The organism is Micromonospora sp. DT47 (assembly GCF_049844475.1).
In the GTDB taxonomy this organism is placed as follows: Bacteria; Actinomycetota; Actinomycetes; order Mycobacteriales; family Micromonosporaceae; genus Micromonospora.
Window position 1 is genome coordinate 187661 of record NZ_JBNCLC010000011.1, and the last position, 14381, is coordinate 202041.

General features: G+C 69.1%; 15 protein-coding genes, 2 tRNA genes and 1 pseudogene. 14 read left to right on the top strand and 4 right to left on the bottom strand.

The features are described from left to right. Positions 1-30 precede the first annotated feature (30 nt). The 3 genes from ACLQ2U_RS19125 to ACLQ2U_RS19135 are packed head-to-tail and all read left to right on the top strand — an operon-like array spanning position 31 to position 1033. The gene (locus ACLQ2U_RS19125) at positions 31-570 is read left to right on the top strand and encodes a hypothetical protein (protein WP_425752038.1); all 540 of its coding nucleotides are present in this window, start codon (positions 31-33) and stop codon (positions 568-570) included. Next, positions 567-896 carry a hypothetical protein gene (locus ACLQ2U_RS19130; RefSeq protein WP_425752039.1) on the top strand — a complete coding sequence of 110 codons (330 nt, stop codon included), beginning with the start codon at positions 567-569 and terminating at the stop codon, positions 894-896. The genes ACLQ2U_RS19125 and ACLQ2U_RS19130 overlap by 4 nt, the downstream gene beginning before the upstream one ends. Before the next feature lie 5 nt (positions 897-901). Then, the gene (locus ACLQ2U_RS19135; protein ID WP_425752040.1) at positions 902-1033 is read left to right on the top strand and encodes a hypothetical protein; all 132 of its coding nucleotides are present in this window, start codon (positions 902-904) and stop codon (positions 1031-1033) included. Between the two features lie 267 nt (positions 1034-1300). Here ACLQ2U_RS19135 and ACLQ2U_RS19140 read toward each other — a convergent pair whose 3' ends face one another. Continuing rightward, positions 1301-1723, bottom strand: a complete 423-nt coding sequence (locus tag ACLQ2U_RS19140; protein WP_425752041.1) for a hypothetical protein — start codon at positions 1721-1723, stop codon at positions 1301-1303. Between the two features lie 1255 nt (positions 1724-2978). Between ACLQ2U_RS19140 and ACLQ2U_RS19145 the strand changes: the two genes are divergently transcribed. Beyond that, the gene (locus tag ACLQ2U_RS19145; protein WP_425752042.1) at positions 2979-3338 is read left to right on the top strand and encodes a hypothetical protein; all 360 of its coding nucleotides are present in this window, start codon (positions 2979-2981) and stop codon (positions 3336-3338) included. Positions 3339-3460: 122 nt separating this feature from the next. Here the strand turns inward: ACLQ2U_RS19145 and ACLQ2U_RS19150 are convergent, their stop codons facing one another. Beyond that, positions 3461-3778, bottom strand: coding sequence for a hypothetical protein (locus ACLQ2U_RS19150; protein WP_425752043.1), 318 nt, complete (start codon positions 3776-3778; stop codon positions 3461-3463). A gap of 170 nt (positions 3779-3948) precedes the next feature. Here ACLQ2U_RS19150 and ACLQ2U_RS19155 point away from each other — a divergent pair, with 170 nt between their 5' ends. The 3 genes and pseudogenes from ACLQ2U_RS19155 to ACLQ2U_RS19165 all read left to right on the top strand — a co-directional run. Then, positions 3949-4821, top strand: coding sequence for a YwqG family protein (locus ACLQ2U_RS19155; protein WP_425752044.1), 873 nt, complete (start codon positions 3949-3951; stop codon positions 4819-4821). Between the two features lie 181 nt (positions 4822-5002). After that, positions 5003-5539, top strand: coding sequence for a hypothetical protein (locus ACLQ2U_RS19160; RefSeq protein WP_425752045.1), 537 nt, complete (start codon positions 5003-5005; stop codon positions 5537-5539). Positions 5540-6397: 858 nt separating this feature from the next. After that, positions 6398-6790, top strand: a pseudogene (locus ACLQ2U_RS19165) (tyrosine-type recombinase/integrase); the annotation flags it as partial. A 92-nt stretch (positions 6791-6882) separates the two neighbouring features. Here the strand turns inward: ACLQ2U_RS19165 and ACLQ2U_RS19170 are convergent. Continuing rightward, a tRNA-Gly gene (locus ACLQ2U_RS19170) sits at positions 6883-6956 on the bottom strand. A 278-nt stretch (positions 6957-7234) separates the two neighbouring features. On the opposite strand from ACLQ2U_RS19170, the gene ACLQ2U_RS19175 reads away from it, so the two are divergent. The 7 genes from ACLQ2U_RS19175 (at position 7235) to ACLQ2U_RS19205 (ending at position 13580) form a co-directional block, all read left to right on the top strand. Further along, positions 7235-7308: transfer RNA gene (locus ACLQ2U_RS19175), tRNA-Pro, on the top strand. 147 nt (positions 7309-7455) lie between these two features. Beyond that, entirely contained in the window at positions 7456-8808 is a 1353-nt protein-coding gene (tig, locus tag ACLQ2U_RS19180; RefSeq protein WP_425752046.1) for a trigger factor, read from the top strand. Positions 8809-8980: 172 nt separating this feature from the next. Next, entirely contained in the window at positions 8981-9622 is a 642-nt protein-coding gene (locus ACLQ2U_RS19185; RefSeq protein WP_425752047.1) for a ClpP family protease, read from the top strand. Positions 9623-9632: 10 nt separating this feature from the next. Beyond that, positions 9633-10295 (top strand): ATP-dependent Clp protease proteolytic subunit, encoded by a 663-nt coding sequence (locus ACLQ2U_RS19190; RefSeq protein ID WP_425752048.1) that lies wholly within the window; start codon positions 9633-9635, stop codon positions 10293-10295. 212 nt (positions 10296-10507) lie between these two features. Then, positions 10508-11803: an ATP-dependent Clp protease ATP-binding subunit ClpX gene (gene clpX, locus ACLQ2U_RS19195; protein WP_425752049.1), complete on the top strand. Its 1296-nt coding sequence runs from the start codon at positions 10508-10510 to the stop codon at positions 11801-11803. 106 nt (positions 11804-11909) lie between these two features. Next, positions 11910-12743 (top strand): EamA family transporter, encoded by an 834-nt coding sequence (locus ACLQ2U_RS19200; protein ID WP_425752050.1) that lies wholly within the window; start codon positions 11910-11912, stop codon positions 12741-12743. 39 nt (positions 12744-12782) lie between these two features. Beyond that, the gene (locus ACLQ2U_RS19205) at positions 12783-13580 is read left to right on the top strand and encodes a carbon-nitrogen hydrolase family protein (protein ID WP_425752051.1); all 798 of its coding nucleotides are present in this window, start codon (positions 12783-12785) and stop codon (positions 13578-13580) included. Positions 13581-13589: 9 nt separating this feature from the next. Here the strand turns inward: ACLQ2U_RS19205 and ACLQ2U_RS19210 are convergent, their stop codons facing one another. Next, positions 13590-13814, bottom strand: coding sequence for a hypothetical protein (locus tag ACLQ2U_RS19210; protein ID WP_425752052.1), 225 nt, complete (start codon positions 13812-13814; stop codon positions 13590-13592). Between the last annotated feature and the right edge of the window lie 567 nt (positions 13815-14381).

Here is a 14381-nt window from a genome sequence, read left to right on the forward strand (position 1 = left end):
GGCCGGCACCGGTCAGGGGGAGGACACGAGATGGCAGACCAGACACAGCCGTGGGCGGAGCGGACCGTCGAGGTGCCGCCGCAGCCGGGTGTCGGGGTGCCGGCGCAGCGGGACGCGTTCCGCCGGGGCGTCGCCGCAGTGGGCCAGCGGCGTACCCCGCGCACCGAGCCGTTCCCGGTGGTGGACGCCGGCGAGCGGCCCTGGGCCGGGCCCGCGGCGCCCCGCCGGCCGATGGGCTGGCACCTGGCGCAGCTACGACGTGGCGGCGAGTGGAGCGCCGCGGGCGGGCTCTTCGCCTTCGTCTGCTGGGGGATCTGGGCGATCTCCGGGCGGGGTGACCTGGGCGCCCCGCTGCTCATCTTCGTGCTGAGCCTGCTGGTGGCGGTCGGCCTCTTCGCCCTGTCCCGGCTGCTCGGCCGGGTGATCTGGGAGCGCCAGCTGGGGCGGGTCCGGCGCGGCGCGCGCGGCGCCCACCTGGTCACGGCGCTCTTCCTCACCGGCGTCGGGATCGCCTACCTGCAGCAGACCGAGTGGGTCATGGACGCCTGGAACTTCGTCACCGGCCGGTGACGCACGCGGCGGGCGGGTCGGCCTGGGCCGCCCGCCCGCGCGTCGTCGCGGGATGCCGCGACACCGGTCGTCTCTCCACCAGGACGGCGGTGCTTACCCCGCCGGTCGCGGATCATCCGCGCTCCAGCGGCGTAGCCGGCGCCCGCGCGGACGTGACCGGGCTGTGCCGCACGTCCCTCCGTACGTCGTGGCGGACGCCTGCACTCGCAGAGCTGGACCTGACCGCGGAGCAGCGGCGCGAACTGCTCCGCCTGGCCGCCCGGGCCGCGCTCGCCCTCGGCCCGGAGACCGCCGAGCTGCTGACCTCCTGGCTGGAACGGAGTTGACGCCGATGGCCGCCTTCGATCCGGAGACCGACGCCGGACGGCTCGACTTCCAGTTGATGAGCTGGTCCCCGGTGCAGTGGCTGCACAGCCGTACCCGGCTGGACGACACCGTCGCGTGGTTAAGGCGGCACGACTAGCACGTCGTGTCGGTGGACGCCTCCTGGCTGATCCCGGCGCACATGTTCCGCGACCTGGGCTCGGCCCTGGGACATGTCTGTCATGACCAGTGGCAGTGCCTTAGCGAGGGGTTGGCCGAGGCGACGGCGGAGGCGTTTCCGCGGTCGGCCCGGTTCACGCTGGTGCTGACCGACCTCGACGTCTTCGCGCGGCACCACCGGGACGACGCGGAGAACCTGCTCGGGGTGGTGGCTCATGCCGCGGGACAGGCGACCCGACCCGTACGACTAGTCGAGGAGCCAGGCGTGCAGGGTTTCCACGAAGGGCGTCATCCAGGACATGACGACGAGGACGGCGAAGACCGTGCTCACCAGCAGGCTTCGCTGGTGCGCGTACCCGGTGCGCGCCCGGGCGGTGACGAGCCGGGCGACGGCGACGAGCGCCGTCATCGTGGCGACGACGGGTGCCACACCGATCACGACGATCAACATCAGGGACACCGGGGCCCAGTACCCCGGCCAGAGGTCGGCGGTGCCGGTGGCTTCGTCACCCTGGTGGGGCAGGTAGAGGTGCCCGGAGAAGGAAGCGGCCCGGGCCAGGGCGACGCCGATGGCGGTGGCGTACACGCCGGCCAGCGCGAACTGCATATGGGCCAGGACGCTTCCGGGAGGGCGCGGCGCCGTGGTCACACCCGCATCGGCGGTCGTCATGAAGCGGATGCTAGCCACTCCCGATCGGTCTCACCGTCCCGTCGACCCGGTCGGGTGGATGCCCGGTCCACCTGAGTGAACCCGCAGGACCAGTCGGGGCGGAGACGACACCGGCCCGGGTAGGCATACCTCTGACCTTGGCCGGCGTGTGGTGGAGCGGGCGACGGGAATCGAACCCGCACCGTCAGTTTGGAAGAGCGCGATCGGCCGCCCGTGATGTCCTGAACGCCTGCATGCGGCGACCGCCGTGCTGACCGCTGACGCCCGGCGGTGACCGCTCGGGGTACCGGCTACTGGCCCGTGGATGGCCCGACCTCGGATGAAGCGAGTGGTGGCACGGTCATCTGTAGTACTGTCCCGGCTCACGACAGTGACCAGAGACAGGCGCGCACGTGAACATGACCGAGACAACCACGCGCGGATGCTACGGAGCGTGACGCACGCCTGCCGGCAGGGCATCCGTCACAGCCCGGCGTGCCGGAAGTGCGCCCGCGGTCGCCCCCTTAGCGACATGCGTGTTCTTGGCCACAGTGGACGTCACACGTTCTGAGTAGCGCTCTTGCCTGGTTGAATCTCATCGAGATTGGTGGGTGATACTACTGATGCGTGGCGCTAAACCGCTCCGGATCCTGGCGTGGGTAATAACGGGGGCCATCCTGGGGCTGGTGCTGTGTTGCGGCGGGCTGTTCCTCGCCGGCACAGTCCCGCCGAGCTTGTACCGATAGCAGAACGGCCCGCACGCTGGCGGACCCTTACCGCCATCATCCTGAGACCGGCGGGTCAGGTGGTTGCGCACCTGGTCGGCCCGTCCGTTGTTGTTGGGTGATGGCGCCGCCGAACCCCTGCATTGCAAAGATCAAGACTGCTGTCGGCCGGCGTCGACCATTGCCGCTGACCTGCTCGACTTGTCGGCTACGGTCGCTCGTCACCTGCGCCCGTCGGCCGGCTTGGCTGTACGGGTGGCTGTACAGCCACGCGGTTTAGGAAGTGTGGACACGACCGGGATTCGCACGGCAGTGACCTGGATTGAACTGCGCCGCCATGCCGGCCGTCACGTCCAGGAGCTGACCGCCGTTGACCCTCGGCTCCCCTTCCAACGGGCACGCAACGGGCACGGCCGAGCCCGGGGATTAGAAGAAGATCACGGACGGCTGGTGGCCTGGCGGCGCACCTGGTCAGTCCGTCCGTGGTTGTCTGGCTGTGTCAGCGCTTACCGGCAGCCTGGGCTGTACGAGTGGCTGTACAGTCCCGGGCCGTGAGCAGAGACGTGGATTTGCTTGTCGGTACCGCCGAACTGGACGGTGCACCCTCACTGAAGCTGTTTGCGCGGGAGATTGCGGGGGTGCTCGGCCTCGAAAACTTGAGGGTCGGCGGCCCGGAGTGCGTCATCGGTGACGGGGAGGATTTCCGGGCTTGGCTCCGCTTCGCGCCGGAAGACGAGGAGCCGAGCCTCAGTCACCCCTTCCGCTTAGAAGTCGCGGCCGAGATGGGCGCGGAGTACGAAGTAGGCAGGAGGGTGTTCCAGAAGCTGGCGGACACCGCGCGCTTCCGTGTGGTGCTGCTGCTGGACCATGACTGCGTGCGGTCGACGCACTTCCCTTGCGAGGACTGGTGACGAGGCGAAGCCGTCTAACGGGGTGTCTCTCGGCATCTCTCAATGCCGTTGGTCGCGGTCCGGCCTCTTTAGGACTGGATGAGGACTGAGGCAGGCCACGCGTGCGGCCAGTGGTCGGTAGATCACTCCTCCGACCAGGAGTGAGGTTCGATCACCCACGGCTCGCCTGGGTTCTTCCGGAAAGCCGACTGACCGAGCGGGAGGCTGGCGAGTTGAGCCACCGATGAGTTCAGCTCGATGACATGCCTGATGCATGTCACGACTACGGCGCCAGGCTGGTTCGGATCGTTGACGCCGTCGCCGACCATCCACGAGTTGTCGTCGGTGTGGATCACCTCGCGCGCCGGCTCTCTACCCTCCAGCACCGTGCGCTGCACCACTGCCCCCAGGTTGTCGGGGAACCGGCCGCCGCTGAAGGGGAAGGGCAGGGATCTGAACATCTCATGCTGGTCCGAGTGTCTGGAGGTCAAGCCTCCTGTCGGCCGACGTCGACTACTGCCGCTGAGCTGCTCGTCCTGTCGGCTCCGGCCGGTATCGGGCTGCCTCAGCCGACCGGCTTGGCTATACCGGCGGTTGACGGGCTTGATCGAGAAGCTGAGAAGATCCGGACATGGTTGCTCCGGATGTGCGCCTGGCGACGCTGGCACGTCGCCACCTACCCGCTGCTGTCGCCGACCGGTGGATTGCGCTCATCCGGCCCGGCCTGCACCTGCGACCCGCTGAGACTGGAGAGCCCCACGTCGGTCGGTTGGGCGGCCTTCCCGCTCTTCCCGAAGACGTCAGGTGGCCGCTGTGGGAAGGCCATGGACCGCTGAGCTTTGTCGCGAGCATCGACTGCAGGCATTTACCCTCCGATGCGCTCGACATCGCTCTGCCGACGGAGGGCACGCTCCTGTTCTTCTACCGTCACCCTAGATGGGACGACGACGGGACTGTGATCGAGTCGTCCGCGCCCGAGACACAGGCGGGCGCTTGCGTCGTTTACGTACCGGCAGGCATGCAGACCGCTGAGCGCGAGCCGCCCGAGGGCATCGATCCATATCCCCCCATCCGACTCGCCGCTGATCTCATCGCGACCGGGCCGGACTGGGAACACCCAGCCCTCCGGGCCGCGCTGAACGGTGTCTCCGACGAGGACCGAGCGTTCATGGATGACCCGATGAACAGTGACCCGTTCAGGATGGCCATGGGCGAACTGAACCTGGAGCTCGGCCCACAGCACCGGGTCGGAGGGTACGCAGACCCTATTCAGGGCTCAGTCGAGGTCGACGTCGCACAGGTGCAGCTCGGTGGCCGGGTGGCATACGACGATCCGGCCCTCCAGAAGGAAGCGCAGCGGTGGACGCTGCTCGCCCAGATCGACAGCGACGACAACGCGCGCATGGTCTGGGGTGACCGCGGAGCGTTGTACTGGCTTGTCCGTCGCGATGATCTCGCCGCCGATCGATGGCAGGCGGCATCGTTTACGTGGCAATGCTATTGAGAGCGGATCTCCTCGTCGGGCAGTCGGAGACTGGTAGCCCTTGTGGTGCCCGGCGAGGTGATCTGCGGCGGCATCTCTGAGGAGGGTCGGGGTTCGGGGCGGAGCCTCGAGGTCTTCGTGGTCCTACGGTTCATCTGACGACGCCGAAGACGATGGTGAACGGCCCAGGGAGACGATTAACGTGCAAGCGTTCGAAGTCCTGACGGAGTTTGGCTCGACCGGCCGCGTCGGGCCTCTCCATCGGGGCGCCGCGCTGCGGGAACTCGTCGCCGTCTACGGGATGCCGTGGGACATCGGGCGGATCGACAAGAGCGACCGGTGGCCGCACCTGTACTCCTACGGCGACATCGAATTCGTGGTGTGCCGCTGTCGCTTGGTCGCCTCGATCTCCGTGCAAACCTGGCGTCGGACCCTGGAGCTGCCCGATCCGCTCGGGCCTGGCCGGTTCGTAACACTCCCGGCGCGGGTGACCTACCGGCAACTGCTCGACGCCTTGGCCGCCGTCCACTGCCAGTGGGAACCACTCAGGCCGATCGAGGGTCAGTGCGGTTTGCGGACCCTTCCGCAGCGCATCGAGTTCACGTTCGTCTCGGACGACGGTCCTGAACCCCTGCTCGACAACGCGGGCAGCTGGTGGCACGCCCACGACTGCATCTCCCTGTCCGCTGCCGCTGCAGCCTTCCCCGAGGACTTCCCGCCCGAACAGGCCGACGCCTGACCTCTCGATCCCGAGCGCAACTCAGCCCCTCAATTTCTAGGCCGCCCGTCAAACATGTCCTGGGACGGCCCCGTCAAGCCTGTGGTGGGACTAGGCACAGGCGTCGAGCTTCTTGTCCGTCACTGGTCGCTCCAATGTCAAGCGTCCGGCGCGTCAATGAGCCGGGGGTGGCGGCGAGTGCGCCCGTGTACGCCGCATCCGCTGCGGACCGATGGGCCCGGGCCTGCTGCTGGTTGAATCGGCTGGCGCGGGGGTGCGAGGGGTGGTGAGGTATCGAGGTGACGGGCTGGAGTGAGCGCTGGCGGAGGCGGAAGCAAGTCGCCCGAGCGCTGCCAAGGTTGGAGATTGGCGAGCGATGCTCGGTCGTACGGCCCGATGATCGTGACGTGCTCGTGTCGGCGTCTATCGGACCTGGCGGTGAACTGGTAGCGCTGTGGTCGGCAGGAGAGGATGAGGCAGCGCTGCGGTCGGTCACCACTCAACCGGGCTGGGCGACCTTTCCTGACCCGACTACCGCCCGACCGGTGGCTGCCCGGGTGAGCCGGCAGGCGCCGGATGTGCTCGGCGTCACGCCGTTGGCCGGGTTGGAGCTGGCCCATCCTCTGGTCCAGCCATTGCCGCACGGACGGGTACTAGTGGTCGGCACCCGGTGCCGGTGGCGGACCGACGGCCCGGACCGCAACGCCGTGATCTACGACAGCGACGGGCGGGTCGAGGCCCGCGCGACGCTCGGCGACGGCATCCAAGACGCCTTCACCACCACCTCTGGGGATGTGTGGGTGGGGTACTTCGATGAGGGCGTCTACGGAAACTACGGAGCCACCGTGAGTTCGGGCCACCCAAGTCGGCCGCCGGGTCCGGGTCGTTGCCCTGCCGGCCGCTGCCGTCGAGGTCCTGCGGACCCATCTGGTCGAGTACACCGCAGCCGATGCTGACGCCCTGGTCTTCACCGGCGACAAGGGCGCGATGCTGCGGTCCGGCAACTTCGGCAGGGCGGTGAAGTGGACCCGGACGGTGGCGGCGCTGGGGCTACCCGGCTTTCACTTCCACGACCTGCGGCACACGGGCAACACCCTTGCCGCCGCCTCCGGGGCCAGCACTCGGGAGCTGATGCACCGGATGGGTCACGGGAGTATGCGGGCCGCGTTGATCTACCAGCACGCCACCAACGAGCGGGATCGCGAGATCGCCTCGGCCATGGACCGACGGATCGCCCGACAGGCCCGCCGGAAGGACGGCCAGAGCGGCTAGTGGCCCACGGATGGCCCGCAGGATCAGAGCGGGGGAGCGGCCGACCGGCCCAGGATCGGGGAATACGGCCTCCGACCTGGGCTGGAGGTGTGTGGAGCGGGCGACGGGAATCGAACCCGCGTAATCAGTTTGGAAGACTGAAGCTCTGCCATTGAGCTACGCCCGCATGCGCCCCGGCACTCCGGACGCGCCGACAGCCTACCCGGTCGCCCCGTCCGACGCGCAGAGGCGTCTCCCGCGTCGCTCCCCAAGATCCGCACACTTCACGAACGAGTGGCCTCCCGGCGCGAGGAAGCCACTCTTTCCGTGAAGTTGTGGCCTCCGGCCCGGACGCGCGCCCGACGGCGGCGAGAGACGCCCGTGTCCGGTTCGTGCCGGTTCGGCGTGTTGGATGTCGCCCCGGCGCCTCCGGCGGGTGCCGACGTCATACACTTCTCGTCGCCACGGGGTGTGGCGCAGCTTGGTAGCGCACTCGCTTTGGGAGCGAGGGGCCGTGGGTTCAAATCCCGCCACCCCGACAGTCGTTCGCGAGCCGGCTCGCCCGGAATGCCGCCGTTCTTCCCGTGCGGTACCCGGGCGCTGCCGGAGCGGCACGCCGGCTCGCCTACACTCGATGCGCTGAATCCACGCCCAGACTCAACTGAGATCCGTCAAGGAGTACGCCTGTGAAGAGCACCGTCGAGACTCTGAGCCCGACGCGCGTGCGGCTCGCCATCGAGGTGCCGTTCGTCGAGCTCGAGCCGAGCCTCAAGAAGGCGTACCGGGAGATCGGCCAGCAGGTCCAGGTTCCCGGCTTCCGCCGGGGCAAAGTGCCGTCGGCCGTGATCGACCAGCGGGTGGGCCGGGGCACCGTCCTCAACGAGGCGGTGCAGGAGGCCATCCCGCAGAACATCCTCGCCGCGGTCCGCGAGCACGACCTGAAGACCCTCGGTCGCCCGGAGGTCGAGATCACCGAGTTCAACGATGGTGACTCGCTCAACTTCACCGCCGAGGTCGACGTCCGTCCGGAGATCACCCTCCCGGACCCGGCCACCGTCGAGGTGACCGTCGATGAGCTGCAGATCGACGACAGCGAGATCGACGAGCAGGTCAAGAGCCTGCGCGAGCGGTTCGCCACGCTGAAGACCGTCGAGCGGGCCGCCCAGGAGGGCGACTTCGTCCAGATCGACCTGAACGCCACGGTCGACGGTGAGGACGTGCCGGGCGGTTCGGCGAGCAACATCTCGCACGAGGTCGGCAGCAAGCAGCTCCTGCCGGGCCTGGACGAGGCCGTGGTCGGCATCGCCGCCGGTGAGAGCACCACCTTCACGACCCAGCTGGTGGGCGGCGACTTCGCCGGCCGCGACGCCGAGGTCGCCGTGACCGTCCGCACGGTCAAGGAGAAGGAGCTGCCGGAGCTCGACGACGACTTCGCCCAGATGGCGAGCGAGTTCGACACCATCGAGGAGCTGCGCAACGACCTGCGCGAGCGGGTCGCCCGGGGCAAGCGGGTCGAGCAGATCTACGCCGCCCGGGACAAGGCCCTCGAGCAGATGGTCGCGGCCGCCGAGGTGCCGGCGCCGGACGGTGTCGTCCGCGAGGAGGTCGAGAGCCGCAAGGCGGCGATGGTCGACCAGCTCGAGCGGATCGGCGCCTCGCTGGAGGAGTACCTCGCCGCCGAGGAGAAGACCGAGGAGCAGATCGACGCCGAGCTGAACGAGGCGGCGACCGAGGGCGTCAAGATCCAGCTCCTGCTGGACACCCTGGCCGACGCCGAGGACGTCCAGGTCTCCGACGACGAGTTCGGCCACGAGATCGTCCACCGGGCGCAGCGCGCCGGGATGGCTCCGCAGCAGTACTACGACCAGCTGGTGCGCTCCGGCGCGGCCGCCGCCGTCTTCGGCGACGTCCGTCGCGGCAAGGCGCTGGCCTCGGTGATGGAGAAGATCAAGATCAAGGACACCGCCGGCAACGAGGTCACTCTCGACGCGCTGCGGGCCGAGAGCGAGCAGGCCCACGACCACGACCACGAGCACTGACCGATCCCGGTAGGCCGCCGTCCGCCCGTTGCGGTGGACGGCGGCCGAAACCCTTTTCCGGGTACGCCTGCGGGTCAGCTGCGCTGAGAGCGAACAGTGCCCCGACCGGGAGTCCATGGCCCGGCTGAGCGGTTAATGTCGGGTACGACGGTACGGAGAGCGAAGGGCTGCCATGACCGACATGCACATCCCAGCGAAGCCGCTCCGGGCGATTGAGGCCCGCGGTGGCGACACCATTGGCAACCTCGACGACTCGGTCTACAACCGGTTGCTCAAGGAGCGGATCATCTTCCTGGGCAGCGAGGTGACCGACCAGGTCGCAAACCGCATCTGCGCGCAGCTGCTGCTGCTCGCCGCGGAGGACCCGGACCGCGACATCAACCTCTGGATCAACTCGCCGGGTGGCTCGGTCTACTCCGGCATGGCGATCTACGACACCATGCAGTTCATCGACAATGACGTGTCGACCGTGGCGATGGGCATGGCGGCCTCCATGGGCCAGCTGCTGCTCTGCGCGGGCACCAAGGGCAAGCGTTATGCCCTGCCGCACGCCCGGATCATGATGCACCAGCCGTCCGGCGGCATGGGCGGTACCGCCGCTGACATCGCCATCCAGGCCGAGCAGATGCTCTACACCAAGCGGATGTTCCAGGAGCGGGTCGCGCACCATACCGGCCAGAACGCGGCGCAGATCGAGGCGGACTCGGACCGCGACCGTTGGTTCACCGCCCAGGAGGCCGTGGACTACGGCTTCATCGACAAGGTGATCACCGGAGCCACCCAGGTTCCGGAAGGCGCCGGGACTCTGAGCTGAGGAGCTGACGATGACCGATCTGAGCCTGCCGCCCCAGTTCGCGGCCGTGCACAACCGCTACGTGCTTCCGTCGTTCGTCGAGCGCACGTCGTACGGGGTCAAGGAGTCCAACCCGTACAACAAGCTCTTCGAGGACCGGATCATCTTCCTCGGCGTCCAGGTGGACGACGCGTCCGCCAACGACGTGATGGCCCAGCTGCTGACGCTCGAGGGCACCGACCCGGACCGCGACATCATCATGTACATCAACTCGCCCGGTGGCTCGTTCACCGCCATGACGGCGATCTACGACACCATGCAGTACGTCCGGCCGGACATCTCCACGGTCTGCCTCGGTCAGGCGGCCAGCGCGGCGGCGGTGCTGCTGTCCGCCGGCACCCCGGGCAAGCGGATGGCGCTGCCGAACTCCCGCATCATCATCCACCAGCCGGCCACGGAGGGCGGCTACGGGCAGGGCTCGGACATCGAGATCCAGGCCCGGGAGATCCTGCGGATGCGGACCCAGCTGGAGGACATGCTCTCCCGGCACTGCAACCGGCCGACCGAGCAGGTCCGCAAGGACATCGACCGTGACAAGATCATGACGGCCGAGGAGTCCAAGGAGTACGGGCTGGTCGACACGATTCTGACCAGCCGCAAGAAGGGCCTGCTGGCCGCCAACGCGGCCAGCTGAGCAAGACCGGGTCGGAGGTCGGCCGGGGATCCGTTCCTGGCCGGCCTCTGACACACCCGTTTTGGGGGTCGGAGAAACCACCGCCAGCGGGTAACGTCGGGTCTGTACCGCTCCGCCGGCTGGGATCGGCGGATGGATTCACCACGGACGGACGCCCCGGCGTCCGCAGGTCAGGGCCGGCGCTCCGGCCGACGAGTGCAGGGAGAACGTAGGTGGCACGGATCGGTGACGGCGGCGACCTACTGAAGTGCTCCTTCTGTGGCAAGTCGCAGAAGCAGGTCAAGAAGCTCATCGCGGGCCCCGGGGTCTACATCTGCGACGAGTGCATCGATCTCTGCAACGAGATCATCGAGGAGGAGCTGGCCGAGTCCGGCGAGGTGAAGTGGGAAGAGCTTCCCAAGCCGATGGAGATCTGCCAGTTCCTCGACAACTACGTGGTCGGCCAGGACCAGGCCAAGAAGGCGCTCGCGGTCGCGGTCTACAACCACTACAAGCGGATCCAGGCCGAGGCGGCCGGCGCGCCGGGCTCCGGCAGCGACGCTGTCGAGCTGGCCAAGTCCAACATCATGTTGCTCGGCCCGACGGGGTGCGGCAAGACCCACCTGGCGCAGACCCTGGCGCGGATGCTCAACGTCCCGTTCGCGATCGCCGACGCCACCGCGCTGACCGAGGCGGGCTACGTCGGCGAGGACGTGGAGAACATCCTCCTCAAGCTGATCCAGGCCGCCGACTACGACATCAAGCGCGCCGAGACCGGCATCATCTACATCGACGAGGTCGACAAGATCGCCCGCAAGTCGGAGAACCCGTCGATCACCCGGGACGTCTCCGGCGAGGGCGTCCAGCAGGCGCTGCTCAAGATGCTCGAAGGCACGGTGGCCAACGTGCCGCCGCAGGGCGGCCGGAAACACCCGCACCAGGAGTTCATCCAGATCGACACCACCAACGTGCTGTTCATCTGCGGTGGCGCCTTCGCCGGGCTCGACCAGATCATCGAGGCCCGCACCGGGCAGGGCGGCACCGGCTTCGGCGCCCGCCTCCGGTCCGTCTCCGAGCGGTCGACCGACGACATCTTCAGCCAGGTCATGCCGGAGGACATGCTCAAGTTCGGCCTGATCCCCGAGTTCGTCGGCCGGCTCCCGGTGATCACCAACGTGCGCAGCCTCGACCGCAGCGCCCTGGTCCGGATCCTCACCGAGCCGCGCAACGCGCTCGTCCGGCAATATCAGCGCCTCTTCGAGCTCGATGGCGTGGAGCTGGAGTTCGACCAGCCGGCGCTGGAGGCGATCGCCGACCAGGCCATGCTGCGAGGCACCGGTGCCCGCGGTCTGCGCGCCATCATCGAGGAGGTCCTGCTCTCCACGATGTACGAGGTGCCGAGCAACCCCGACGCCGCCCGGGTGCTGATCACCCGCGAGGTCGTCCTGGAGAACGTCAACCCGACCATCGTGCCCCGGGAGTTCACCGGCCGGCGGGCCCGCCGTGACCGCGAGGAGAAGTCGGCCTGACCGCCGCCGTCTGACAGTCCGGAAGCACGGCCGCCGCGGGTGGCCGTGCTTCCGTCCGTCTGGGATCCCGCTGGCCCCGCCGGCCCCCGTCTGGTACGACCGTCCGATGTTCCCCATCATCCTGGCGGCGGTGTCCGCGGTCGCGTTCGGCACGGCCGACTTCTCCGGGGGCAAGGCGTCCCGTCGCGCCGACCCGGTCGCCGTGACGGTGGTCTCGCAGCTGCTGAGCGTCCCGCTGCTGCTCCTGCTGGTGCTGGTGGTGCCAGGTACCCCGACCGCCGGCGATCTGGCCTGGGGTGCCGCCGCCGGCGTCGCCGGTGCCGCGGGCGTGATGCTGCTCTACCGCGCCCTGGCCGCCGGCATGATGGCCGTCGTCGCGCCGGTCACCGCGATCACCGCGGCGGTGGTGCCGATCGTCGCCGGGTTGCTGACCGCCCGGTCGCCGGGCACCCTCGCGCTCTGCGGGGCGGGACTCGCCGTGGTCGCCATCGCTCTGGTCAGCCTGGGGGAGGGTGGCGCCCGGGGTGCCGTCTCCGCGCGGCTGATCGGGCTGGCCCTGGCGGCCGGCGCGCTCTTCGGGATCTTCTTCGCCCTGCTCGGCCAGGCCGGTCCGGACGCCGGCATGTGGCCCGTCGCGGCGGTACGCCTGAGTTCCATCCTGTTCGGGATCGCCCTCGCCACCGGCACCGGCGTCAGCCTCCGGCTGGGCCCGCGGGTGCTCGGCTGGGCGGCGGCCGCCGGCCTGCTCGACAGCGCCGCGAACGCGTTCTTCCTGGCCGCCGCGGGCCGCGGCCACCTCAGCGTCGTCGCGGCGATCGCGGCGCTCTACCCGGCCAGCACCGTGCTGCTCGCGCTGGCCGTGGACCGGGAGCGGCTGCGCCCGGTGCAGCTGGCCGGCCTCGGCGTCGCCGCGGGGGCCCTGGTGCTCGCCAGCATCTGACGCTGTCCCCGGCGGCCGTCCGCCCGTACCCTGATCTCCATGCGCGTCGCCGTCTGCCAGCTCAACGCCCGCGACGACCGGGCGGCCAACCTGGCCGCCGCGGAGGCATTGCTGGTCCGGGCCGCGGCGGCCGGCGCCGACCTGGCGGTCCTCCCGGAGTACGTCGACTACCTCGGTACCGCCGCCGGGATGCCCGCCGCGGAACCGGTGGACGGCACCGTCGGGACGTTCTTCGCCGGCGTCGCCGAGCGGCTCGGCATCTGGCTCGTCGCCGGTTCCTTCCACGAGGCCGGCCCGGGCCCGGCGCACACCTGGAACACCTCGCTGGTCTTCGACCGCACCGGTGCGCTCGCCGCCGCGTACCGCAAGATCCATCTGTACGACGTGGAGATCCCCGGACGGGTCTCCTACCTCGAGTCCGCGACCGTGGCCGCGGGGGACCAACCGGTCGTGGTCGACGTCGAGGGCCTGCGGGTCGGCCTCTCCATCTGCTACGACCTGCGCTTTCCAGAGCTGTACCGGCAGCTGGCGACGGACGGGGGCGCCCAGCTCCTCGTCGTCCCTGCGGCGTTCATGATGCACACCGGCCGGGACCACTGGGAGGTCCTGCTCCGCGCCCGGGCGATCGAGAACCAGTGCTTCGTCGCCGCCGCGGGGCAGACCGGGGACCACGATCCCGGTCGCACCTGCTTCGGGCGCAGCATGGTGGTCGACCCGTGGGGCACGGTGCTCGGCCAGGTGCCGGACGGCCCCGGGCTGACCGTGGTGGACGTCGACCTCGACCGGTTGCGGGCGATCCGCAGCGAGCTGCCGAGCCTGGCCAACCGTCGGCTCTGAGCGCGGTTGTTACTGCAACAGCACCCCGACCACCGTGAGGCCGACGATCGCCGTGGCGGTCACGAGGAGCGCGGTGGTCATCCGGGACCGGCCGCGCCGGGCCAGGCGGGCGATCGAGAGCAGGACGACGACGAGTACGACCACCGCGATCACCAGCTGCCAGAAGGGCAGCAGGAGTCCGAGCAGCGCCTCGTCGGCGAGCGTGACCGCCGGGGACCGCGACACCTCATCCATGGCAGCCACTCTGGCACGTCGCCGCGTCCGTGGCGTGCCGGACGACGGTGCGATCTCTCGACGAGTTCCGGCCGGGCTACGACAGCCCAGCGACGATCTTTGATTTGCCTTCCGCGGCACCTCCGCGTAACTTTCTCTCTGCACGCGGGAGGCCGGGCAAACCGGCCGAGAACGGGCGCCAGACTCGGGGCGGAAACGCCGACCGAGACTGAGGATCGGGCGGTGCGGGACACTCCGGAACGGGGTTGCGATCGCGAAACCGACCGGATAGAGTTCGAAGGCCGGCAGGAGCCGGGCGGAGAGCCGCGAAGCGGCGATCGGCCGGTCTGCGGCTTCCCACGACAGAAACGACCGCCGGGTACGGCGTGCGTGAGCGTGGACGGACCGAACAAGATTGATCACCTCGGACACGAGGTTGACAACGAAAGTCGGACCGGGTAGGTTCGAGAGGTTGCCCCGGACGGGGTTCTACGATGTAGAGCCTCCGGATGGTGTGTGGTTGTTCTTTGAGAACTCAACAGGGTGCTTGATAAGCCAGTGCCAATATGATTTATACCCCGGACTGGT